The sequence below is a fragment of the Ruegeria sp. YKSE079 genome, from assembly GCF_059612845.1.
This window is the reverse complement of the sequence record NZ_JBXWRJ010000002.1, coordinates 242,503-263,899: the sequence shown is the minus strand read 5'-3', so window position 1 is coordinate 263,899 and position 21,397 is coordinate 242,503. Positions and strand designations below refer to the sequence as shown.

Genomic DNA, 21,397 nt, shown 5'->3' with positions numbered 1-21,397 from the left:
ATCTTATGATGCCGCTCATCAATGGCAGGTTAGGACAGGGGCGGACTCAGGTCATCATTTCTTTGGTGGCCGTCAGTTTGACCCCTGGATAGTCGCGCACAACCCGGTCGATGTCCCATTGCAGACGCGTAAGATAAACAATGTCGCCATCATGGTCATGCGCGATGTGCTGCTTGTTCGCGGCGACCAGCTTTTCGACGGCAGCCTTTTCACCCGACACCCAGCGCGCCGAGGTGAACTGCGATACTTCGAAACGGACCGGCAGGCCGTATTCCAACTCAATCCGGCTGGCCAGGACCTCGAACTGCAGCGCACCGACGACGCCAACGATGAACCCGGACCCGATGGAGGGCTTGAACACCTTGGCGGCACCTTCTTCGGCAAATTGCATCAGCGCCTTTTCCAAATGCTTGGCCTTCATAGGGTCACCCGCCCGCACGCCTTGCAGCAGTTCCGGCGCGAAAGAGGGGATGCCTGTCACCCGGATCGCCTCGCCCTCGGTCAGCGTGTCTCCAATACGCAGCTGGCCGTGGTTCGGGATTCCGATGATGTCGCCTGCCCAGGCCTCCTCGGCGAGCTCCCGGTCTGAGGCCAGGAACAGAACGGGATTTGACACCGCCATCGGCTTCTTTGTGCGCACATGGGTCAGCTTCATGCCGCGCTTGAAATGGCCCGAAGCCATGCGCACAAATGCGACCCGGTCGCGGTGCTTGGGGTCCATATTCGCCTGCACCTTGAAAACAAAGCCCGCGACCTTCTTTTCATCCGGCGAAATCTGGCGGGGTTCGGCAGACTGAACCTGCGGCTGTGGGCCATAAGCGCCGATGCCTTCCATCAGTTCCTTGACGCCGAAAGAATTGATGGCCGAGCCGAACCAAATCGGGGTCATATGCCCTTCAAGCACCGCCTGCGGGTTCAGCGCGGGCAGCAATTCGCGCGCCATCTCAACCTCTTCCAGCAACTTTTCAAGCAGATGTGCAGGAACATGTTCCGACAGTTTCGGGTCATCAAGCCCGTTAATTTCAATGCTCTCGGCCACCTTGTTGCGGTCGGCGCGGTCCATCAACTCCAACCGGTCGCGCAGCATGTCGTAACAGCCGATGAAGTCACGCCCCATGCCAATGGGCCAACTGGCCGGAGTGACGTCGATTGCCAGCATTTCCTGAATTTCGTCGATGATTTCGAAAGTGTCTCGGCTTTCCCGGTCCATCTTGTTGCAGAAGGTCAGGATGGGCAGATCGCGCAGGCGACAAACCTCGAACAGCTTTTGCGTCTGGCTTTCGACCCCCTTCGCGCCGTCGATCACCATCACGGCCGCGTCCACAGCCGTCAGCGTGCGGTAGGTATCTTCCGAAAAATCGCTGTGGCCGGGCGTGTCAACAAGATTGAACCGGAAATTGCCATAGTCGAACGACATTGCAGACGCGGAAACCGAGATTCCGCGATCCTTCTCCATCTGCATGAAGTCCGAGCGTGTCCGCCGTGCCTCGCCCTTGGCGCGCACCTGACCGGCCATCTGAATGGCACCCCCGTAAAGCAGGAACTTTTCAGTCAGCGTCGTCTTGCCCGCATCCGGGTGCGAGATGATGGCGAATGTCCGGCGACGGGCAATCTCGGGCGGCAGGGCAGGTTGGTTCGAGGTATCAAGCATGACCGCGCGTATAGGCGGGGAATCCTGCCGAAGCAAGACAAAGGGGCTGGTTCGAATCACCGGCTTGTGGCTATAAGAACATATAGTGAACAAATGACGGAGTATTTCGATGGATTTGAAAGAGATTGCCAATGAATTGGTGGCCGGCTGCCGTGAGAACCGCGCCAAGGAAAATCTTGAGAAATTGTATACGCCGGACGCAGTTTCTGTTGAAGCGGTCGATTACTCAGGCATGGGGCGCGAAATAAAGGGGCGTGACGCGATCCGAGGCAAGCATGAATGGTGGGAAGGCGCGCATGAAGTTTCGGGCGCTTCGGTCAGCGACCCGTTTGTGCACGGCGAAGACCGCTTTGCCGTGATCTTCGAGGTGCAAGGCAAAGTGAAAGAAACTGGCGAGAGCTTTGATATGAAAGAGATTGGTATCTATCACGTCGCCAACGGGAAGATCGTTCGCGAAGAGTTCTTTTACTGATCATTGAACCGTTTCTGGTCTTCTCTGGCTGGCCGGTGCTAGACATGCGGAAATGGCTGATAGGGAGAACCTCATGGATCTGGGAATTCGCGGTAAACGGGCGCTGGTCTGCGCCAGTAGCAAAGGCTTGGGTCTGGGTTGCGCCGAGGCACTTGCCGCAGCAGGCGTCGAACTGGTCATGAACGCGCGCGGCGCCGAGGCGCTAGAGGCGTCTGCTGCGCGCGTCCGTGCCGAGTTTGGAGTGCCAGTGCGGACCATTGCCTGCGACGTGACCAGACCAGAAGGTCAGAAACAGGTCATCGAATTGGCGCGCGGTGTTGATATTCTTGTCACCAATGCGGGTGGCCCGCCGCCTGGCCTTTGGTCGGATTGGGATCGCGACGATTTTATCAAGGCGTTGGATGCCAACATGCTGGCTCCGATTGCCTTCATGAAGGCGCTTTTGCCGGGGATGATCGAAAACGGATGGGGTAGAGTGGTCAACATCACGTCGCAATCTGTGCGCGCACCCATCGCGGTTCTCGGACTGTCGAACGCGGCCCGGACCGGCCTGACTGGTTACGTGGCCGGTACATCCCGGCAAGTTGCGCCACATGGAGTAACCATCAACAATCTGTTGCCTGGCATTCACGCGACAGATCGTGCGGAATCTTTAGATGGCGGCGTCGCGAGCCAGAAAGGGATCAGCGTCGAAGAAGCCCGAGCCGAACGCGCTGCGACCATCCCTGCCCGCCGTTATGGTACGCGGTCAGAGTTCGGCGCGGCCTGCGCGTTTTTGTGTTCGCAGCATGCCGGGTTTATCGTGGGGCAGAATATCCTGCTGGATGGTGGCGCCACCAATCTGACAATGTGAAGATGGCGCAGGGATTTTCGCTCAAGGATCAGCTTTTCAATCTGGAAAAGACCCGCTATCTGGCGGGCCTTTTCGCCCAAGCGGATCCGGATTTTGACGCCTACGCGTTCGAGGCGCGGGTCATGGAGCGATTGCGCGAACTCGAACTCAAGGACCGTATGCACTGGATTGCAGACTGCTTGCGGCATTCGATTCCCGGGAAACTGCCGGCGGTCGCACCGACAATTCTGCGCGCCTTGCCGGCGCCGCTTGATCCGGCCTTGGTAGACGACGATTTCGGCGATTTCATTTTCGCGCCCTTGGGCGAGTGGGTGGCCATGATCGGGATGGAATACCCGGAACAGGCGCTCGATGTTCTAGAAGAGGTGACACAACGGTTTTCGATGGAGTGGGCAATCCGACCATTCCTGAATCGCTGGCCGGACCTTGTTCTGGATCGGGCGTCAGATTGGTGTGATCATTACAGCTATCACGTGCGCCGACTGGCCAGCGAAGGTACGCGTCCGCGACTGCCGTGGGGAGCGGGTATACCGCTGAACCCACGGGATACCTTACCCTTGCTTGACCGCTTGCACTTCGACAGCACGCGCTATGTCACTCGGTCGGTGGCCAACCATCTCAACGACATCGCCCGCACCCACCCGGATCTGGTGATCGCGAGATTGGAACAATGGAGCTCCGAAGAGCGGCAAACACCCGAAGAACTGCGTTGGATGACCTCCCATGCCCTGCGCGGTCTGATCAAAGCGGGGCATCGCGGCGCGATGATGCAACTGGGTTTTGATCCGGAAACACCTCTCGATGTCACGATCAAGGCTCCGACCGCAGCGAAGATCGGGGGAAGCCTTGATTTTTCGGTGCTGATTGATGGCCCCGAAAACCAGCCGGTTCTGGTCGACTATGTCATTCATTTTCTCAGGCCTTCAGGGAAACGCTCCTCCAAGGTTTTTAAGTTGAAACAGGCAGAAATTGGCTCCGGAACTCTGCATTTGAGCAAGTCGCATAAACTCAAGCGGGATGCGACGACCTTCAAGCTGATGCCTGGACTGCACGTGCTGCAAGTGCAGGTCAATGGCAGGATATGCGACGAGGTCGAGTTCGCCCTGATGGCATGATGCACCAGAGTCATTCTCACGGTTGCGTCAGCGGGCCGTTGGTCGGATTGAACCTTTACCGTCACTGAACTAGCTGAGTGCTGAAATCACCATTGGGAGGCAACGATGAAGCACGAGGCGGTTCAGAACTATTACGGCGATGTCCTGAAAGGAAGCGCTGACCTTCAGACAAACGCCTGTTGTACGCCTGACATTGTGCCTGCACATCTCAAGCCAATACTGTCGAAGATCCATGACGAAGTTTTGGCGCGGTACTATGGCTGCGGCCTGATTGCGCCGCTGGACCTTGACGGCATGCGCATCCTGGATCTGGGATGCGGGGCGGGGCGCGATGTCTATGCACTGTCCGCGATGGTTGGCGAAACCGGGCGCGTGGTTGGTGTGGATATGACGCCCGCACAGTTGGAGGTGGCCCGGGCACATCAGGATTATCATGCCGAGGCCTTTGGTTATTCAGCCAGCAATGTCGAATTTCATCACGGATATATCGAAAAACTGGACGATCTCGATCTGGCTCCCGGGTCTTTTGACATCATCGTTTCAAATTGCGTGATCAATCTTGCGACCGACAAGGCAGCGGTTCTGCGCGGAGCGCACCGGTTGTTGAAAAACGGGGGCGAGATGTATTTCTCGGATGTCTATGCAGACCGCCGTGTTCCAAAGTCGATGGTAGAAGACGAAGTCCTTTATGGCGAGTGCCTGTCAGGCGCGCTTTATTGGAACGATTTTCTGTCGATGGCAAAGGATGCGGGCTTTGACGATCCGCGCCGTGTCACTCATCGCCCGCTCGCGATTGAAAATTCAGCGCTCGAGGCTCGGGTGGCTCCATTGAAATTCATCTCTGCCACTTATCGCCTGTTCAAACTGCCGGATCTGGAACCGGCCTGCGAGGATTATGGGCAGGCCGTCATCTATAAGGGAACGATCCCGGATGCGCCGCATGAGTTTGCACTCGACGATCATCACCTGATTGAAACGGGTAAGGTCTTTCCCGTGTGCGGCAACACTTGGAAGATGTTGCAAGACACCCGTTTTGCCCGCCACTTCACCTTTATCGGAGATTTCTCGACCCACTACGGCATCTTTGCAGGATGCGGCGGCGACAGCCCGTTCGTGACCGAAGGGCAACCGGCCTCAACCGGGTGCTGCTGATCTCTTGCACCTGAAGGGCGGGGTTGTTATCCCCGCCCGAGCCCGATGAAATTGATCGGGAAAGGCAATGGGGTCCATCGGTGACGGTCAAGGCAGTTCCTCCACGTCTGGAAATCCGCAATATCAAGCGTGCCTTCGGCGGGCGTATGGTGGTGGATGACGTCTCGTTACGTATCAATGCGGGGCAGGTGACCTGTCTCCTCGGGCCTTCGGGATGCGGCAAGTCCACGACATTGCGCATGATCGCCGGGGTCGAGATGCAGGATTCGGGCGAGATCTACGTCGATGGCAAGCTGATCTGTGACACCGTGTTCCGTGTTCCACCCGAGCGGCGCGAGATTGGCCTGATGTTTCAGGATTTTGCGCTGTTCCCACATTTGAGTGTCGCTGAAAATGTTGCCTTTGGCCTTAAAGGGACAAAAGAGAGAAAACGCGCCCGGGTTGAGGAATTGCTGGCGAAGGTCGATCTGCTGCGGTTTATCGATGGCTTTCCTCATCAACTGTCAGGAGGAGAACAGCAACGCGTCGCGCTTGCACGGGCTTTGGCGCCGCGGCCTCGGATCATGTTGATGGACGAGCCGTTTTCCGGCCTCGACAACCGGTTGCGCGATGGCATTCGAGACGAAACACTCGCCATTCTGAAGGACGAGGACGCAGCAGTGCTGCTGGTCACGCACGAACCGGAAGAGGCGATGCGCATGGCCGATGAAATTGCGCTTATGCGCGGTGGAAAGATTGTTCAGCAAGGCGCCCCGTACAACGTCTATACTCGCCCGATTGACAAAGCTGCCGTATCTTTTTTCAGCGATATCAATGTTCTGAGGGCGCAAGTTAATGGTGCTTTAGCGCAAACGCCTTTCGGTCAGTTCCTTGCCCCCGGCATCCCGGACGGCACCAATGTCGAGATCGTTTTCAGGCCCCAGCACGTCAAGCTTGACTTTGATCGTGGGGGTAAAGGGCCGGTTCCGACCCCCAGCGACGGTGTGGCCGCGCGAGGTGTAGTAGAACGTGCGCGGTTTCTGGGCAACGAAAGCCTTGTCGAGTTTCGGATGGATTATAGCGGGTCTATCCTCAAGGCGACGGTTCCGAACGTGTTTGTACCGCAAATCGGACGTGTGATGTGGCTAACGATCCGGCGTGACCGTTGTTTTGTTTTCCCCGCCTGACGCCGGGCCAACCCAATAGCCTGTTTTGAAACCAGTAGTTTCCGTCCAAGTGGTGCGCTAATGCCGCAGATTGCGACCTGGGATTGCTTGCCGCAATCTGGCACCGCGTCTATCAAGGGCGAAATCGGTTAAGAGATGGCAGGATGCGTATTCTTCTTACAAACGACGACGGCATCAACGCGCCGGGGCTGAGGGTGCTCGAAGCGATCGCTGCGGACTTGGCCGGGGCTTCGGGCGAGGTTTGGGTCGTCGCACCGGCGTTCGAACAATCCGGTGTAGCCCATTGCATCAGCTATACCCATCCGATGATGATTGCCAAAATGGGTGAACGACGCTTTGCGGCAGAGGGGTCTCCGGCAGATTGCGTGCTGGCAGGCCTGCATGACGTGATGAAGGATAGCCCGCCAGATCTGGTTCTGTCGGGTGTGAACAGAGGAAATAACTCGGCTGAAAACGTGCTGTATTCCGGGACTTTGGGCGGTGCGATGGAGGCGGCTTTGCAGGGACTTCCCGCAATTGCCCTGTCGCAATACTTCGGCCCCCGCAATCTGGGGTTGGAAAACACCTTTGAAGTCGCCGAACGTTTTGGTGCCGATATTGTTCGCCGTATTCTGGATGCCTCGCCGGACGAGGATGACGACTACCGACTTTTCTACAACGTAAACTTCCCGCCGGTGCCGGCGAGCGAGGTTTTGGGGTATCGCGTAGTTCGGCAAGGATTTCGCAAGGGAACGAACTTCAGCGTTGAACCCCACAGTTCCCCGTCAGGCAGGCGGTTTTTGTGGATCAAGGGCGGGTATCAGCACAACCCGACAACCCCCGATACCGATGCGGCGGTCAATCTGGAAGGTTATGTTTCGATCACACCCATGCGAGCGGATCTGACTGCGCACGACGCTCTGGAGGCGCTGAAGGCAATCGAATGAGCGGCCCTGATCCAGAAACAAAGATGCAGTTTCTTTTCGCCCTGCGTTCCAAGGGCGTGACGGATGCACGCGTTCTGAATGCCATGGAATCGGTGGATCGAGGGTTGTTTGTCAAAGGGCTGTTCGCGGAACGCGCTTACGACGACACACCGCTGCCGATTACCTGTGGGCAGACTATCAGCCAGCCCTCGGTCGTAGGCCTGATGACGCAGGCCCTGCAGGTGCGCCCACGCGACACGGTTCTCGAAGTCGGCACTGGCTCTGGCTACCAGGCGGCTATTCTCGCCAGGTTGGCGCGCCGGGTGTACACGGTGGAGCGTCACAAACGCCTTGTGGCAGAGGCGGTTGATCTTTTTCGGGACATGGGCCTGTCCAATATTACCGCCATCCTGTCGGATGGATCATTCGGTTTGCCCGAACAGGGACCGTTCGATCGCATTATAGTAACCGCTGCGGCGGAAGACCCGCCCGGCCCGCTCTTGGCGCAGCTCAAGATCGGCGGTATCATGGTGGTGCCGGTGGGACAGTCGGATACGGTTCAAACGCTGATCAAGGTGACCCGCACCGAAACCGGTATGGAATATGACGAATTGCGGCCCGTCCGATTTGTACCTCTGCTTGAGGGGCTTGGCAGGGATGGGGTGTGAAAAAGAGATTTGACAAAACGCCAGACCCCCGGCCAACAGGGGGCGGCATTGAGGATGGCAAGATGAGTGCAGTATTTCGATCGGTCACCGGGCGTCATTTGGCGGCAGCAGCGGCCATGGCAGTACTGGCGGGTTGTGAAGGTCCGCTGGACTATGACCTGAGAGGTCAGGTCGGCGGGTTTAGTACCACACCGGCCGCCCAATCCGTCAGCACTGCCAACCGGCCGGCGCCTGATGCGCGCGGGGTCATCACCTATCCGACTTATCAGGTTGCAGTTGCTCAGCGTGGTGACAGTGTCAGCGAAATCGCGTCGCGGGTAGGCTTGCCTGCTGAGGAACTGGCCCGGTTCAACGGGCTTCAACCTGGTGATACGCTGAGAGAGGGCGAAGTGATCGCGCTGCCCCGAGCGGTTGGTGCTGCACCGGGCGCCGGTGTTGATATCGAAAGCATCGCCGGCAGTGCCATCGACTCCACGCCAGGCAGTGACACGGTCGAAACCACCACGCTTGCCCCGGCCAAACCCGCACCCGCTGCACCGGTTGCATCAGGCCCTGAGCCCGTGCGCCACAAGGTGAAGCGAGGCGAGACAGCCTATACCATCTCACGGCTCTATCAAGTGCCGGTCGAGGCCTTGGCCGAATGGAACGGGCTTGGCCCCGATTTTGTGGTGCGTGAAGGGCAGTTCCTTCTGATCCCGGTCAAGGATCAACCCGCGCCGAAACGGGCAGCAGAAACCTCGACGACTGCAGTGACGCAACCGGGGCAGGGCTCGCCAACGCCGACACCGCCCAGTGCGACTAAGCCATTGCCGGACGAAGTCGTGGCGCCAAAGACACCTGCCGAACCTGCGGTTCAGACACCGGCACCAAGTGCCGCAAGCAACTCAGCGCTGGCTTTGCCGGTGACCGGGAAGATCATACGCCCCTATAGCAAGGGCAAGAACGAAGGCATCGACATCGCTGCGACGCCGGGCACGGCAGTGACTGCCGCAGAGGCCGGCACCGTGGCTGCGATCACCGCAGATGCTGATCAGGTTCCAATTATCGTGATCCGACACCAAGGGGATTTGCTGACTGTTTACGCCAATGTCGAAGGGATCAGCGTCAAGAAGGGGGATCAGGTAAAACGTGGCCAGAAAATCGCCGCTCTGCGCGGCGGAGACGATGCCTATGTGCATTTCGAGGTGCGCAAAGGTTTCGACTCGGTCGATCCGGACCCATACTTTAAGTAACCGAGCTGCTTACGGTTGAAAATCGCTCAACCGTTTCCCCGGTTCGTCCGAGAAGAGCTCCGGCAACGGGGTGACGCTTTCGATCAGGTCGACGCGAAAGACACGGAAAGCCGAGCGCATCTCGCACCATGCGGTCAGCGTCCAGACGCGTCCCCAGTACTCCATGTGCAGGGGCCGGATGACCCGGTCTGTCAGGGTGTCGTCGATACGGCGATAAGACAGACGCAGTTTTTGCCGCGCCTTGATGGCAGCCCGGATCGGAGTCATTTGCGCCAGCCCCCTTGCCGCATCGGCAAATGGATAGACTGCAAATTTCCAGGCATCTGCCTCGGCAATGGTCTGGGTTGGCAAAACCGCGTCGATTTTCTCGGCCAGTGATTCTGCCGCAGCTTTCAAGTCGGCATCGGCGGCCTCGGCGACGATTGCCATCCCCAGATTCAATGCTTCCAATTCTGCAGGGGTCAGGTTGAGCGGTGGCAGGGTAATCTGTTCGCGCACTATGTAACCGACTCCGCGCTCGCCTTCGACCGGGATACCCGAGGCGGCCAGCGTGTCCATGTCGCGATAGATCGTGCGGACCGACACTTCCAGTCGGTCCGCGATATCCTGGGCGCGGTACAGTTTTCCGTCGCGCAAGATTTGGATGATATCGAAAAGACGATCAGTGCGGCGCATGAACTTACCCTTGGCGCGCCATGACCTAGATCGTCAAGCGCTCATGTCCCAAAGCACCGTTTCGTGCCGCATCTCGATGGTATCTGGACGAATGGCGGCCATTAGTGCGACGGCGAAATCCTGCTGGGGGAATCTCCTGGCCGCAGTTTGGGCCGATTGAATGTCCTGCCAGACCACATAGTCGGTCCAGCGCCCATCCTCGCCCTGGCTCAATTGACGATGCTTGAATCCGGCTGACGCCCGGACAAAGGCTTCTGAAGATTTGCTAAGGTTTATGAACGCCTCTTCGCTAACCCCATTGGCCAGCGTGAAGGTGACAATTTCAGCGACATGGGTCATGTTGATCTCCTATTTGTTACTGTCGGTAGGGTGGGCCTAGCATCAGGCAACTGACATAAACCTGTCAGTATCTTTCAAGGCCTGAACGAAACGGTCATTTTTTTCGTGAAAAGGCGTGTCACCAAAGCTTTCTGTGCTTTCTGTGCGTCGGACACAGGCGTAAAACACCAATCGAAATCATGACGACCGGTGCTCTGGAAACCGGTGAAAGAGGAGTAAGACTATGCTTAACAATATCGGCCTTCCCGGCCTTCTGCTGATCGCGGTTGTGGTGCTGGTGCTGTTTGGCCGTGGCAAGATCAGCTCGCTGATGGGCGAAGTCGGTAAAGGGATCACCGCCTTCAAGAAAGGGGTCAAGGACGGTACCGAAGAGATCGAACAGGACGCCGCCACCGCTGCCAAGGATGTCACGCCCGAGACCGACAAAGACAAGGCATAAGCAACCATGTTTGATCTGGGCTGGACCGAGCTTCTGGTTATCGGCATCGTGGCGCTGATCGTAGTAGGGCCCAAAGACCTGCCTGTCCTGTTCCGCAATGTGGGGCAGTGGGTTGGTAAGGCTCGAGGCATGGCGCGTGAGTTCAGCCGTGCAATGAACGAGGCGGCCGACGAGGCTGGCGTGAGTGAGATATCCAAGGGGATCAAGGCTGCGACCAACCCCGTGAACACGGCGATGGACGGGGTCAAGAAGGCGGCGCAGGACATGGCCTCGGATATTACCTCGGGCATTGATCCGACCAAGTTCGATCCTGACAGCGAGACCGGAAAGCTGGCCGCCGAGCGGGCCGAGCAGGCCAAGAAGATTCAGGCCGCGACCGCCCGTGCCGCAGCCGATCGCAAGGCGCGCGAGGCCGCCGATGCACTGGCCAAGGCCGAAGAAGCCGAGGCGGCGCTCAACACCGAGACAGACAAGACATGAGCAAATCAGACGAGATCGACGACACCTCCGCGCCGCTGATCGAACACCTGACCGAACTGCGCACGCGGCTGATACGTTCCGTTCTGGCCTTTGTGGTCGGCATTATCGTCGCCTTTGCGGTGGCCGAGCCGATCCTGCAGTTTCTGTTGCAGCCGATCGAGGCGACCCTTCGCGAACTTGGCGATCCTTCCCCGACGTTGCAGTACACGTCGCCACAGGAATACCTGTTCACCCTGTTTAGAATATCCATGGTATTCGGTTTCGCCCTGGCATTCCCGGTGATCTCCTACCAGATGTGGCGGTTCGTGGCGCCAGGGTTGTACCGATCGGAAAAAGGCGCATTCCTTCCCTTCCTTGTCGCGTCACCTTTCATGTTCCTGCTCGGGGCAGCCTTTGCCCAATTCGTGGTGACACCACTGGCGATGCAGTTCTTCCTCGGCTTTGCCGATGTCAGTTCGATCTTTGCCAACTTGCTGTCTTCGGCGACGGGTGAAGTGCCGACCGAAGTCGCCGTGGTACCCGAGACATCAGACGGCGTGAAAATCACGTTTTTTGGCAAGGTCAATGAATCCCTCGACATCACGCTGAAGTTTATCCTCGCCTTCGGGCTTTGCTTTCAATTGCCGGTCCTTTTGACGTTGATGGGTAAAGCAGGTCTTGTCAGCGCCGAGGGGCTGGGTGCCGTCCGGAAATACGCGATGATTGGTATTCTGATCCTTGCGGCCTTGGTCACGCCACCAGATGTGATCACCCAATTGATCCTGTTCACGGTGGTTTACGGCCTGTACGAAGTTTCGATTTTCCTTGTCGCGCGTGTCGAAAAGAAGCGCGAGGCGCAGCTGCGTGCGGACGGCTATTACGACGACGAGGAAGAGGACGATCCCCTGATGGCCGAGTTTGAAGAGGACGGCAAGTAAGCCTCGCTCACTCGACTGGAATGGCGTGCGGGGCAACCCGCGCGCCTTTTTCGGTTCAGATGGCTTGTCGCACTTGCCGGAACATGTTTGAAGCGCCTGATCAGACCGGAGGACCATATGGACAGCCAAGCCCTGAACCGCATTGCCGAAGCCCTGGAACGGATGGCACCCGCACCGCTCGCCGCACCGGACTTCAATGCGGCATCGGCATTTGTCTGGCATGTTGATCCCGATCGGCTGGAACCTGTACCGCATGTCAACAGAGTGGATCTCGACCTGCTTGTTGGCATAAACCGCTCACGCGATACGCTGCTCGACAACACGCGGCGGTTCGCAAAAGGTTTCAAGGCGAACAACGCGCTTTTATGGGGCGCGCGCGGTATGGGCAAATCGAGCCTGGTCAAGGCCGTACACGGCACTTTGCAAGACGATCATCCAGATTTGAAACTGGTCGAACTCCAAAGGGAAGACATGGGTTCGGTCGCACGCCTGCTCAACCACCTGCGCGCCGCGCCGCACCGGTTCATTCTGTTTTGCGATGACTTGTCATTCAGTCATGACGACCAGCACTATAAATCCCTCAAGGCCGTGCTGGATGGTGGTATCGAGGGGCGCCCGGAGAATGTCGTGTTCTATGCTACATCGAACCGCCGCCACCTAATGCCGCGCGACATGATCGAAAACGAACGCTCCAGCGCCATCAACCCGTCAGAGGCAGTCGAGGAAAAGGTGTCGCTCTCGGATCGTTTCGGCCTTTGGCTGGGCTTCCATCCATGCAGTCAGGACGAATACCTTGCCATGATCGACCGCTATTGCAGCGCCTATGGTGTCAGTGTCGGGGCGGAAACACTTCGGGCCGAAGCTATTGAGTGGCAAGCCACACGCGGTGCCCGTTCGGGCCGAGTTGCGTGGCAGTTCTTCGTCGATCTGGCGGGACGTCAGGGCGTCCACATCGCATGACAGGTCGTCTTGGTCCTCACAAGTCTACTCCGGCAACAGCCGGGAATGTGACCCGGAACGAGCCACACTTAGAGCAGAGCCAACAACCGAGTGGCTTCGTCGGAGGGCGATGCCAAGACCGAACGATCTTCTCCGGGAAAAAAACGCGCCCGTAAAACAGTGGCCATCGGTGCCGGTTCCAAGATCGTCACTTGTGGTCCGGTATTGACGGTTTCTGCGGCCCAGCTGCGCGCCAGGGCAATTTGCGCCGCCTTGGTTGCCCCATAGCTGCCAAAAAACTTCTCGCCTGCACGGCGATCGTCAAAGAATACTGCCTGTCCTGTCTCGCCCAATAGCGGCGCAATATAAGGGATCAGAACCGAAGTGGCCGTGGCGTTGATTGAAACGGATTTGGTCCAGTCCTTGGGATCGACGAAGGGGGCAGGCGTCAGCGGCGCTGCATGGATCGCTGTGTGCAGCCACAAATCCAGCTTGCCCCAACGGTCGTATATCCCCCGGCACAAGGTCGCCATCGCATTCGGATCAGCGATATCCATCGGCGCAAGTGTCGCCGCACCGCCTTTGGCTTGAATTCGATCGTCCAGTTCTTCCAACCCGCCTGTGGTGCGGGCTACGGCGACTATGTGATAGTCCTCGCTGAGCGCTTCGGCAAGTGCGGCTCCCAGTCCGCGCGAAGCCCCGGTGACAAGGGCGATTTTGGTCTTATCGGTCATGTGGGCGGTTTGAACCTCCATGCGGGTATCGTCAAGTCAGGATTAGCTTCCGGGGATGTCGATCCTGCGGGTCTGGCCGCTTTGCCGCAGTACCAGCCCAGAGTTGTTAATGGCGATGACCGTGCCGGTTCCAATCCGGCTGCCGGGTTTGACTTCCTTGGTGCGGCCTGTCGAAAGGCGAACCAGGGCGTGCAGGTTATTGGCGGGGCCGAATACTCCCAGCACGGAAATATCATTCCGTGTTAACGCACCTTTCTGCGTTGCGGCGCTGTCTACCTTGTTGCTCATGGAGTCGGCCCGGTCAGTGAGTGACCGGGGTTGGGTAGTGATTTGGCCACCAAAGCGAAAGAGCCAAGCGTGCGGACTAGCAAAAAATTGCTACTCGCGTGAGCATGAAAAGAAAGGAGCGCAAGCGCTCCTTTACGTTTCTATCCCAGACAAGATCATTCCGCTGCGGGTTGCATCTTGAACCCCTGTTCGATCATGTCCGCGGGGCTCACAGGGTACTCGCCAGAGAAACAGGCGTCGCAATACTGCGGGCATGCCTTGTCGCGTCCACCCGACTGCCCAACGGCTCGGTAAAGACCGTCCAGTGAAATGAACTTGAGGCTGTCGACCGCCAGATGCTTGGTCATTTCCTCTTCGGTCATGGTCGCTGCCAGCAGCTTTTCACGCTGTGGTGTGTCGACACCGTAAAAACAAGGCCAGGCTGTTGGCGGGCTGGCGATCCGGAAATGCACTTCCTTGGCGCCCGCATCCAGGATCATTTCCTTGATCTTGCGGCTGGTCGTGCCACGAACCACCGAGTCGTCCACCAGAATCACCCGTTTGCCCTCGATCAGCGCGCGATTGACGTTCAGCTTGAGCCGCACGCCCATATTTCGGATCTGCTCGGTCGGCTCAATAAAGGTGCGACCCATATATTGGTTGCGAATGATTCCCATTGCATAGGGGATGCCCGATTCCAGCGAAAAGCCGATTGCGGCAGGCGTGCCACTGTCGGGCACCGGGCAAACCAGATCGGCTTCGACCGGACTTTCCTTTGCCAATTCCCGACCGATGGCTTCGCGGGTTTCATAGACCGACCGGCCACCAAGAATGGAATCAGGGCGCGAGAAATAGACGTGCTCGAAAATGCAGAACTTTGGCGGTTGTCGCCGGAATGGAAAGTTGCTTTGGACACCCTTTTCGGCAGTGATCACAACCATCTCGCCCGGTTCGATTTCGCGAATGAATTCCGCGCCGATGATGTCCAGTGCACAGGTTTCCGATGCCAGGCACCAGCCGTCACCGATCTTGCCCAGCACCAACGGCCGAACGCCCATCGGATCGCGCACGCCGATCAGCTTGGTCCGTGTCATTGCCACCACTGAAAATGCGCCTTCGACCCGGCGCAGGGCGTCTTCCATCCGCTCGGGAATGTTGCGCTGCAGGGAACGCGCCATCAGGTGAATGATGCATTCACTGTCGGACGAAGATTGAAAGATAGAACCGCGTTCAATCAGTTCGCGGCGCAATGCGTTGGCGTTGGTGATGTTACCATTATGGGCAATCGCAGCACCGCCCATGGAAAACTCACCAAAAAACGGTTGCACGTCGCGGATCGCGGTCTGCCCCTTGGACCCGGCCGTCGAATAGCGCACGTGGCCGATCCCCAGTGGTCCGGGCAGGGCTTCCATGATGTCGGCGGATGTGAAGTTGTCGCGGACATACCCGAATCGGCGGACCGAGTTGAAGCCCTGTTCAGGATCGTGGGTGACAATGCCGCCCGCCTCCTGACCGCGATGCTGCAGGGCGTGCAGACCGAGAGCTATGAAGTTGGCAGCATCCTGAACACCGACGACGCCGAATATCCCGCATTCCTCGCGGAGCTTGTCATCGTCAAATGGGTGGGCGGGGGGCATCTGCGGGCTTTGCAAGGCGGGCAGCTCCGATTCCTGTTCCGAGTTGGCCTTCACATAATGCCTCAGACGCCCTGTGTCACCAAAGGATCACGTCCGCGATTTGCCGCAGGTGAAGAAATGAGCGGCCAAAACAAAAAAACCCGGGACTTGCCCGGGCATTTTCAGGAATGGCGGATGAATTACTGCTGCGGGTTGCTGCAGGCCCCGACCAGGTCTTCATATTGCTGGGTGACCCATCCGAGCGCCTGTTCGGGGTTTTGTTCTTCGATCTTGGCGCTGAACTGCGCAAAAACCTCGGCCGAGCGGCTTTCATCGACAATGGTGAAGTTCTGACCGGTCATTACAGTGTCGTAGACAAAGAACGCGATGGCCACCAGGACGATGCCCCGCGCCACGCCAAAGAAGAACCCCAACGCCTGATCCAGCCCGCCCAGAGCCGAACGTTGAACCAGCGAGGAAAAGAGTGGTGTGAATACGCTGACCACGATCAGGGCTACGGCAAAAACCGCTGCGAAAGCGGTAATGACGGACAACTCGCAACTGTCCCGCAGGAATTCGCCCAAAACGGGCACTTCCTTGATCAGCGGCATCGCCTTTGGCGCAAACAGGAAAGCCAGAACAGCAGCTGCGACCCAGCCGACGATGGCGAGCGTTTCGCGCACCAATCCCCGGGAATAGGCCAGCAGCGCTGACAGCACGATGATCAGGGCAACGACCCCGTCGATGATGGTGAAACCTTCCATGGTGTTAGCCTGCTCTTTTCTGCCTCGGGCGCGATACTAGCCTGCTCCGAAGGTTTCGCCAACAAACCCCACCAGATCAGATGGTCGGGTGAGTGTCAGTCCTGCCACAGTGGCCGTTTTGCCACCTGCCGGAGCAATTGCTGACGTGAAACCAAGTTTTTGCGCTTCTTTCAACCTGTTTTCGGTTTGCGGGGCCGGTCTTAGTGCACCTGACAAAGAAATTTCGCCAAAAACGACGGTGTCGGCCGGCAGGGCAGCGTCTTCGCGCGCACTCATCAGCGCTGCGGCAACCGCCAGATCGGCGGCGGGTTCGGAAATCTTCAGCCCGCCCGCGACGTTAAGATAGACATCGAGCCCTGCAAAGGGGATTCCGCAACGCGCCTCAAGCACGGCCAGAATCATCGCCAAACGCCCGCTGTCCCATCCAACAACCGTGCGACGAGGCTGAGAATGGGGCGAAGGGGCGACCAGCGCCTGCAACTCGACCAATACGGGGCGTGTGCCTTCGATCCCGGCAAATACTGCCGAGCCGGGGCTGGGTTTGCCGCGTTCGGACAAAAACAGGGCCGATGGGTTTCTGACCTCGGCCAGCCCCCTGCCTGTCATCTCGAAAACCCCAATCTCGTCCGCTGGACCAAACCGGTTCTTGACCGCACGCAGGATACGGAACTGATGCCCGCGCTCGCCTTCAAAATACAAAACCGTATCGACCATGTGTTCGACCACGCGGGGGCCGGCGATCTGGCCTTCCTTGGTGACGTGACCCACCATGATGATCGATACGCCGTGCCGCTTGGCGAAAGAGGTCAACTCATGCGCTGCCGCGCGGACCTGGCTGACCGAACCGGGGGCGCTGTCGACGTTGTCGGCCCACATGGTCTGGATCGAATCGATGATGGCAAGGCCGGGTTTTTCCGCCTCGAGCGTTGTCAGGATGTCGCGCAGATTGGTCTCAGCGGCCAGTTGCACCGGCGCATCGGCAAGGCCAAGCCGGCGTGCACGCATGCGCACCTGTGCGCTGGCTTCCTCCCCCGAAACATAGATGGTTTTCAAGCCCGTTCGGGCGAACCGTGCTGCCGCCTGCAAAAGCAGGGTGGATTTGCCGATTCCCGGATCGCCCCCCACCAATATGGCCGAGGCGGGAACCAATCCACCGCCCAGAACGCGGTCCAGCTCATCGACGCCACAGATGGTGCGGGGCGGCGGCGTTTCCTCTGCGGCCAGATCGCTCAGCGTGATGGCCCGCCCACGCTTGCCGCCCAACGATTTCGACGCGGGACCGGCGGACAGCGGTACCTCCTGTGCGATGGTGTTCCACTCGCCGCAGGCGTCACAACGGCCCGACCACCGCGAATGGGCCGCGCCGCAACTGGTACAGGTGAAGGTTTTCGTCTTTGCCATGCCGCCCTTGGTGCCCGAGGACGCGCGCCGCATCAAGCCCTCAGGTTGCGCGGCGCTCGGTCAGAAAGCCTAGCACCATCGACGCCAGGATGCAGCCAGTGAACAGGTAAAGCCCCCAGGCCGTTTCTATGGTGGCGTAGGAGATTCCCTTGGCCAGCGTTATGTAAAGCGCGATGAGGAAGATATCGGCCATCGCCAGCTTGCCGAGGATGTTCAGCGCGGGCTGTAGGCGAGGGTCCAGCAGGTTCCACTGGATCAGCGCGGTGCCGATGGTTTTGATGTAGGGGGCTAAGAGAGCGAAGACGGTAACGACGAGGGCCAGAAAAATGTCGGATGTCCACAGCGATTGCAGCCCGGTGATCACGCTGATCTCGCTGAGGCCGAAGATCGGCAGTAGCCCTGCGCGCATCAGTGGAGCGAACCACGCGATGGGGTAGAGGAGCAGGAGCGAAAGGGTGGCGAGGCGGATGAGCATGGCGGCTTGTTTTTGTTGGTTCGCCTAGACTTGCGCGTTTCCTATCAAATTTGAAAGAGGGAAAGGTAACTTGAGCGCATCAGTCGGTCGCAGGGTGAATCGTGTTTTGCACCCGGTAGGAGTATTGGCAAAAAGAAATGGGCTAGCGGCCCTTTTGGACTCGCTCAATACGGATTGATCAAAGAAAGATGACTGCAAACATGACATACCCCGCAACAGCACAAAGCAGCGCTGAAATAGCTGCGTGTAGGCGAAACGAGCTTTGGATAAATGCTTGGAAAATTAGAACCTGACAGCAATAAATGCGCCTAGTGTCACCAAGTGAAGATGCCACGACATGTGCCGTCGCAGATCGGAACCGCTGGCATTTACGAAGATCAGCAGAGCAAGCCAAAGGAATGTCATGGATGGCAGTGTAGCAGACAATACTCCTGCTTTCCGACTGTCCGGCTCGAGTTGCAATCTCATGCCCAGCCACACTGTTACGGCTGCAGCCACAAAGGGTGAAGCCAATAGAAACAGCGCGATAGAACCTTCCAACGGTCCTATCAACGCACCGCCTCAATCGGCCCTTCCGCCCGCCCGTAAATGAACTGATCCAGATAGGGATCGCCGCTCGTGTCCATCTCGCTCACAGGCCCGGTCCACTGGATCAGCCCGTCATGCAGCATCGCCACGTTGTCGGCAATCGCGCGGACGGAACTCATGTCGTGGGTGATGGTCATCGCGGTGGCGCCCATCTCGGTCACGATCTCACGGATCAGGTCGTTGATGACGCCGGACATGATAGGGTCAAGGCCGGTGGTGGGTTCGTCAAAAAAGATGATCTCGGGCTCAGCGGCGATGGCGCGGGCCAGCCCCACGCGTTTCTGCATGCCGCCTGACAGTTCCGCCGGAAGCCGGTCGGCGACGTCGGATTTCAGGCCCACTCGGCGCAGCTTTTCGATAGCGATTTCGCGCGCCTCGTCCGCCGGGCGTTTCAGCGACCCGCGCAGCAGGCGAAAGGCCACGTTCTGCCAGACGGGCAGAGAATCGAACAAAGCGCCGCCCTGAAACAGCATGCCAAACCTCGCCAGAAACGCATCACGGTCGCCTTCGGTCGCATCGCGCCCATCGACGAAGATCTTGCCGCTGTCGGGCGCAATCAGCCCTAGAATGCATTTCAGCGCCACGGATTTTCCGGTGCCCGATCCGCCGATGATCACCATCGAGGTGCCCTTTGGAATCTCAAGGTTCATTCCTTGTAGAACCCGATTGTCGCCAAAGGCCTTATGAACGTTCTCCATCCGGATCATATCGAGAAAAACACCCCTGTCAGAACGAAGTTGGCGGCAAGGATCAGCACGGCAGCGGCCTCGACCGACCCCTTGGTGGCGCGGCCCACGCCCTGCGCCCCACGGCCCGAGTTCATGCCGTAGTAGCATCCCATCAGCGCCGCGATGACGCCAAAGGCCGCCCCCTTGACCAATGACGAAACAATGTCGCGGGTTTCAAGAAAATCCACGGTATTCTGCAAATAGGCGGCGGCATTGAAGCCCAGATTTTGCGTCGCCACAACATAACCACCAGCGATTCCAATGATGTCTCCGACGCCGACCAGAACTGGCACTGTAATCAGCGCGGCCAACACGCGTGGGGCGGTCAGGTACTTCATCGGATGCGTCGACAGGGTGACCAGCGCATCGATCTGCTCGGTCACTTTCATCGTGGCGATTTCGGCGGCAATTGACGACGTCACGCGAGCCGCGATCATCAGGCCGACCAGAACCGGTCCAAGCTCTCGCACCATGCCGATTGCGACGATCTGGGGTACCACGGCCTCGGCGTTGAAACGTGCACCGCCTGCATAGATCTGCAACGCCAGCGCGCCACCGGTGAAAATCGCGGTCAGGCCGACGACTGGCAGCGACAGCCAGCCGATATTCAGCAGAGCCACACCAAATTCGCGCGGATAATAGGGCGGGCGGAAAATATGCGATATCGCATCAAACGCGAACAGGCCGACCCGCCCGAATGCAGCAAGGACGGTCAAAACTGTTCGACCAAGTCCGGCCAGAAGAGCGAGAGGGTTCATTCCACGTATTTCCGTGCATATCGCGCGCCAAGCGAGGTGAGGATTTCGTAACCGATTGTTCCGGCGATTTTTGCCAGATCATCCACGGTCTGCTGCGCATTCAATATCTGCAGCGCCTCGGGGACGTGGCCTGCGTCGGTGACGTCGATTGTAATCAGGTCCATCGAGATGCGCCCGACGACCGGACAAGGCGTTCCGCAGGCATAGGCCTTGATCCCCCCGCCTGTGGCCCGATGCAGGCCGTCAGCATACCCGGCAGCGACAGTTGCGATCCGCGACGGACGCGTGGCGGTCCAGGCGTTGGCATAGCCCACTGTCTCACCGGGCTGTACGTGCCGAACCTGCACGACTGGAAGATCGACGGTGACGACTGGTTTTGCCTCGGCAAAGGGCTGGCCACCATAAAGACCGACGCCGGGTCGGCAGAAATCGAAATGATAGTCTGACCCCAATAGCAATCCGCCCGTCGCCGCAAGCGACTTGGGAACATTAATTCCTTCCGTCATCTCTTTGAAAACGTGTAATTGCTGCGTGTTCATCGGATGATCTGGCTCATCTGCACAGGCCAGATGCGACATGATCAGAACGGGGTTTCTGGACAGTGCCGTTTCGCGCAACTCAGCCCAATCGGCAGGCTCAAGACCCAGCCGGTTCATGCCGCTGTCCAGTTGGATGCCAAAGGGGTGACCCGACAACGTTTCCATGTGACGCTGGAATTGTTCGGTAGAGTTGAGCATCGGTACAAGATCATAGTCGCGCAGGATATCAGTATCGCCCAGCATATGTCCCGAAAACACGGCAATCAGCGGTCCCGGTCCAAGTGCCTCACGCACCGCCACGCCTTCACCCGCGACGGCGACAAAGAACTTTCGAGCACCCGCCTTGGCCAGCGCGGGTGCAACACGCCGAACACCCAGGCCGTAGGCATCCGCCTTGACTACAGCCGCGGTCTCAACGGTGTTTCTTGCGTCAAGCGCCCGCCAATTATCGGCGAGCGCGGACAGGTCAATGGTCAGACGTGCAGTACTCATGGGCTCCGTTCATGACATCGGACGCCCGCAGG

Annotated in this window: 24 protein-coding genes; 12 read left to right on the top strand and 12 right to left on the bottom strand. The window is 58.5% G+C overall.

Annotated features, from left to right (window positions below):
* Positions 1-46 precede the first annotated feature (46 nt).
* Positions 47-1,651, bottom strand: a complete 1,605-nt coding sequence (locus tag AC2FMY_RS02915) for a peptide chain release factor 3 (RefSeq protein WP_496744884.1) — start codon at positions 1,649-1,651, stop codon at positions 47-49.
* Between the two features lie 109 nt (positions 1,652-1,760).
* Between AC2FMY_RS02915 and AC2FMY_RS02910 the strand changes: the two genes are divergently transcribed.
* The 8 genes from AC2FMY_RS02910 (at position 1,761) to AC2FMY_RS02875 (ending at position 9,214) form a co-directional block, all read left to right on the top strand.
* Positions 1,761-2,123: a nuclear transport factor 2 family protein gene (locus tag AC2FMY_RS02910; RefSeq protein WP_480748138.1), complete on the top strand. Its 363-nt coding sequence runs from the start codon at positions 1,761-1,763 to the stop codon at positions 2,121-2,123.
* 73 nt (positions 2,124-2,196) lie between these two features.
* Positions 2,197-2,976, top strand: coding sequence for an SDR family oxidoreductase (locus AC2FMY_RS02905; RefSeq protein ID WP_496744882.1), 780 nt, complete (start codon positions 2,197-2,199; stop codon positions 2,974-2,976).
* Positions 2,977-2,978: 2 nt separating this feature from the next.
* Positions 2,979-4,091, top strand: a complete 1,113-nt coding sequence (locus AC2FMY_RS02900; protein WP_496744880.1) for a YhaZ family DNA alkylation repair protein — start codon at positions 2,979-2,981, stop codon at positions 4,089-4,091.
* A gap of 105 nt (positions 4,092-4,196) precedes the next feature.
* A complete protein-coding gene (locus tag AC2FMY_RS02895) occupies positions 4,197-5,243 on the top strand; it encodes a methyltransferase domain-containing protein (RefSeq protein ID WP_496806951.1) in 1,047 nt (348 codons plus the stop codon).
* Positions 5,244-5,389: 146 nt separating this feature from the next.
* Positions 5,390-6,409, top strand: a complete 1,020-nt coding sequence (locus AC2FMY_RS02890) for an ABC transporter ATP-binding protein (protein WP_480748432.1) — start codon at positions 5,390-5,392, stop codon at positions 6,407-6,409.
* Between the two features lie 143 nt (positions 6,410-6,552).
* Positions 6,553-7,335, top strand: coding sequence for a 5'/3'-nucleotidase SurE (gene surE, locus AC2FMY_RS02885; protein WP_480748142.1), 783 nt, complete (start codon positions 6,553-6,555; stop codon positions 7,333-7,335).
* Positions 7,332-7,982 carry a protein-L-isoaspartate(D-aspartate) O-methyltransferase gene (locus tag AC2FMY_RS02880; RefSeq protein WP_480748143.1) on the top strand — a complete coding sequence of 217 codons (651 nt, stop codon included), beginning with the start codon at positions 7,332-7,334 and terminating at the stop codon, positions 7,980-7,982. Before surE ends, AC2FMY_RS02880 begins: the two co-directional genes overlap by 4 nt.
* Positions 7,983-8,044: 62 nt before the next feature.
* Positions 8,045-9,214, top strand: coding sequence for a peptidoglycan DD-metalloendopeptidase family protein (locus tag AC2FMY_RS02875; RefSeq protein WP_496806950.1), 1,170 nt, complete (start codon positions 8,045-8,047; stop codon positions 9,212-9,214).
* Positions 9,215-9,223: 9 nt separating this feature from the next.
* On the opposite strand, the gene AC2FMY_RS02870 is transcribed toward AC2FMY_RS02875, so the two are convergent.
* Positions 9,224-9,889, bottom strand: coding sequence for a helix-turn-helix transcriptional regulator (locus tag AC2FMY_RS02870; RefSeq protein ID WP_480748145.1), 666 nt, complete (start codon positions 9,887-9,889; stop codon positions 9,224-9,226).
* A gap of 33 nt (positions 9,890-9,922) precedes the next feature.
* Positions 9,923-10,228 carry a hypothetical protein gene (locus AC2FMY_RS02865; RefSeq protein ID WP_480748146.1) on the bottom strand — a complete coding sequence of 102 codons (306 nt, stop codon included), beginning with the start codon at positions 10,226-10,228 and terminating at the stop codon, positions 9,923-9,925.
* A 223-nt stretch (positions 10,229-10,451) separates the two neighbouring features.
* Here AC2FMY_RS02865 and AC2FMY_RS02860 point away from each other — a divergent pair, with 223 nt between their 5' ends.
* The 4 genes from AC2FMY_RS02860 to AC2FMY_RS02845 all read left to right on the top strand — a co-directional run bounded on the left by AC2FMY_RS02860 (position 10,452) and on the right by AC2FMY_RS02845 (position 13,024).
* Complete coding sequence (locus AC2FMY_RS02860; protein ID WP_480748147.1) at positions 10,452-10,667, top strand: twin-arginine translocase TatA/TatE family subunit; 216 nt, start codon at positions 10,452-10,454, stop codon at positions 10,665-10,667.
* Between the two features lie 6 nt (positions 10,668-10,673).
* Positions 10,674-11,147, top strand: coding sequence for a Sec-independent protein translocase protein TatB (gene tatB, locus AC2FMY_RS02855; RefSeq protein WP_480748148.1), 474 nt, complete (start codon positions 10,674-10,676; stop codon positions 11,145-11,147).
* On the top strand, positions 11,144-12,064 hold the full coding sequence (gene tatC, locus AC2FMY_RS02850; RefSeq protein ID WP_480748149.1) for a twin-arginine translocase subunit TatC: 921 nt from the start codon (positions 11,144-11,146) through the stop codon (positions 12,062-12,064). The genes tatB and tatC overlap by 4 nt, the downstream gene beginning before the upstream one ends.
* A gap of 117 nt (positions 12,065-12,181) precedes the next feature.
* Entirely contained in the window at positions 12,182-13,024 is an 843-nt protein-coding gene (locus AC2FMY_RS02845) for an ATP-binding protein (protein WP_480748150.1), read from the top strand.
* A 68-nt stretch (positions 13,025-13,092) separates the two neighbouring features.
* Here AC2FMY_RS02845 and AC2FMY_RS02840 read toward each other — a convergent pair whose 3' ends face one another.
* From AC2FMY_RS02840 to alr, 9 genes are all read right to left on the bottom strand, one after another.
* Positions 13,093-13,737 carry an SDR family NAD(P)-dependent oxidoreductase gene (locus AC2FMY_RS02840; RefSeq protein ID WP_496744870.1) on the bottom strand — a complete coding sequence of 215 codons (645 nt, stop codon included), beginning with the start codon at positions 13,735-13,737 and terminating at the stop codon, positions 13,093-13,095.
* A gap of 42 nt (positions 13,738-13,779) precedes the next feature.
* Entirely contained in the window at positions 13,780-14,025 is a 246-nt protein-coding gene (locus AC2FMY_RS02835; protein ID WP_496744868.1) for a hypothetical protein, read from the bottom strand.
* A 155-nt stretch (positions 14,026-14,180) separates the two neighbouring features.
* The gene (purF, locus tag AC2FMY_RS02830) at positions 14,181-15,641 is read right to left on the bottom strand and encodes an amidophosphoribosyltransferase (protein WP_480748433.1); all 1,461 of its coding nucleotides are present in this window, start codon (positions 15,639-15,641) and stop codon (positions 14,181-14,183) included.
* A 179-nt stretch (positions 15,642-15,820) separates the two neighbouring features.
* Positions 15,821-16,384, bottom strand: coding sequence for a CvpA family protein (locus AC2FMY_RS02825; protein WP_480748153.1), 564 nt, complete (start codon positions 16,382-16,384; stop codon positions 15,821-15,823).
* Positions 16,385-16,420: 36 nt separating this feature from the next.
* Positions 16,421-17,785: a DNA repair protein RadA gene (gene radA, locus AC2FMY_RS02820; protein ID WP_480748434.1), complete on the bottom strand. Its 1,365-nt coding sequence runs from the start codon at positions 17,783-17,785 to the stop codon at positions 16,421-16,423.
* Positions 17,786-17,825: 40 nt separating this feature from the next.
* Positions 17,826-18,260, bottom strand: a complete 435-nt coding sequence (locus tag AC2FMY_RS02815; RefSeq protein WP_480748154.1) for a paraquat-inducible protein A — start codon at positions 18,258-18,260, stop codon at positions 17,826-17,828.
* 548 nt (positions 18,261-18,808) lie between these two features.
* Positions 18,809-19,555 (bottom strand): ABC transporter ATP-binding protein, encoded by a 747-nt coding sequence (locus tag AC2FMY_RS02810; RefSeq protein WP_480748156.1) that lies wholly within the window; start codon positions 19,553-19,555, stop codon positions 18,809-18,811.
* Positions 19,552-20,334: an MlaE family ABC transporter permease gene (locus AC2FMY_RS02805; protein ID WP_480748157.1), complete on the bottom strand. Its 783-nt coding sequence runs from the start codon at positions 20,332-20,334 to the stop codon at positions 19,552-19,554. The genes AC2FMY_RS02810 and AC2FMY_RS02805 overlap by 4 nt, the downstream gene beginning before the upstream one ends.
* Entirely contained in the window at positions 20,331-21,365 is a 1,035-nt protein-coding gene (alr, locus tag AC2FMY_RS02800) for an alanine racemase (protein WP_496744865.1), read from the bottom strand. The genes AC2FMY_RS02805 and alr overlap by 4 nt, the downstream gene beginning before the upstream one ends.
* Between the last annotated feature and the right edge of the window lie 32 nt (positions 21,366-21,397).

What these genes read in the sequence shown, in the direction of transcription:
- AC2FMY_RS02890 (WP_480748432.1), top strand. Translation starts at nt 5,390, where the DNA reads ATGGTGGTGGATGACGTCTCGTTACGTATCAATGCGGGGCAGGTGACC.
- AC2FMY_RS02865 (WP_480748146.1), bottom strand. Translation starts at nt 10,228, where the DNA reads ATGACCCATGTCGCTGAAATTGTCACCTTCACGCTGGCCAATGGGGTT.
- AC2FMY_RS02815 (WP_480748154.1), bottom strand. Translation starts at nt 18,260, where the DNA reads ATGCTCATCCGCCTCGCCACCCTTTCGCTCCTGCTCCTCTACCCCATC.
- AC2FMY_RS02860 (WP_480748147.1), top strand. Translation starts at nt 10,452, where the DNA reads ATGCTTAACAATATCGGCCTTCCCGGCCTTCTGCTGATCGCGGTTGTG.
- AC2FMY_RS02910 (WP_480748138.1), top strand. Translation starts at nt 1,761, where the DNA reads ATGGATTTGAAAGAGATTGCCAATGAATTGGTGGCCGGCTGCCGTGAG.
- AC2FMY_RS02845 (WP_480748150.1), top strand. Translation starts at nt 12,182, where the DNA reads ATGGACAGCCAAGCCCTGAACCGCATTGCCGAAGCCCTGGAACGGATG.
- AC2FMY_RS02805 (WP_480748157.1), bottom strand. Translation starts at nt 20,334, where the DNA reads ATGAACCCTCTCGCTCTTCTGGCCGGACTTGGTCGAACAGTTTTGACC.
- radA (WP_480748434.1), bottom strand. Translation starts at nt 17,785, where the DNA reads ATGGCAAAGACGAAAACCTTCACCTGTACCAGTTGCGGCGCGGCCCAT.
- AC2FMY_RS02900 (WP_496744880.1), top strand. Translation starts at nt 2,979, where the DNA reads ATGGCGCAGGGATTTTCGCTCAAGGATCAGCTTTTCAATCTGGAAAAG.
- AC2FMY_RS02840 (WP_496744870.1), bottom strand. Translation starts at nt 13,737, where the DNA reads ATGACCGATAAGACCAAAATCGCCCTTGTCACCGGGGCTTCGCGCGGA.
- AC2FMY_RS02875 (WP_496806950.1), top strand. Translation starts at nt 8,045, where the DNA reads ATGAGTGCAGTATTTCGATCGGTCACCGGGCGTCATTTGGCGGCAGCA.
- tatC (WP_480748149.1), top strand. Translation starts at nt 11,144, where the DNA reads ATGAGCAAATCAGACGAGATCGACGACACCTCCGCGCCGCTGATCGAA.
- AC2FMY_RS02810 (WP_480748156.1), bottom strand. Translation starts at nt 19,555, where the DNA reads ATGATCCGGATGGAGAACGTTCATAAGGCCTTTGGCGACAATCGGGTT.
- alr (WP_496744865.1), bottom strand. Translation starts at nt 21,365, where the DNA reads ATGAGTACTGCACGTCTGACCATTGACCTGTCCGCGCTCGCCGATAAT.
- AC2FMY_RS02825 (WP_480748153.1), bottom strand. Translation starts at nt 16,384, where the DNA reads ATGGAAGGTTTCACCATCATCGACGGGGTCGTTGCCCTGATCATCGTG.
- AC2FMY_RS02880 (WP_480748143.1), top strand. Translation starts at nt 7,332, where the DNA reads ATGAGCGGCCCTGATCCAGAAACAAAGATGCAGTTTCTTTTCGCCCTG.
- surE (WP_480748142.1), top strand. Translation starts at nt 6,553, where the DNA reads ATGCGTATTCTTCTTACAAACGACGACGGCATCAACGCGCCGGGGCTG.
- AC2FMY_RS02895 (WP_496806951.1), top strand. Translation starts at nt 4,197, where the DNA reads ATGAAGCACGAGGCGGTTCAGAACTATTACGGCGATGTCCTGAAAGGA.
- AC2FMY_RS02915 (WP_496744884.1), bottom strand. Translation starts at nt 1,651, where the DNA reads ATGCTTGATACCTCGAACCAACCTGCCCTGCCGCCCGAGATTGCCCGT.
- purF (WP_480748433.1), bottom strand. Translation starts at nt 15,641, where the DNA reads ATGCCCCCCGCCCACCCATTTGACGATGACAAGCTCCGCGAGGAATGC.
- AC2FMY_RS02905 (WP_496744882.1), top strand. Translation starts at nt 2,197, where the DNA reads ATGGATCTGGGAATTCGCGGTAAACGGGCGCTGGTCTGCGCCAGTAGC.
- tatB (WP_480748148.1), top strand. Translation starts at nt 10,674, where the DNA reads ATGTTTGATCTGGGCTGGACCGAGCTTCTGGTTATCGGCATCGTGGCG.
- AC2FMY_RS02870 (WP_480748145.1), bottom strand. Translation starts at nt 9,889, where the DNA reads ATGCGCCGCACTGATCGTCTTTTCGATATCATCCAAATCTTGCGCGAC.
- AC2FMY_RS02835 (WP_496744868.1), bottom strand. Translation starts at nt 14,025, where the DNA reads ATGAGCAACAAGGTAGACAGCGCCGCAACGCAGAAAGGTGCGTTAACA.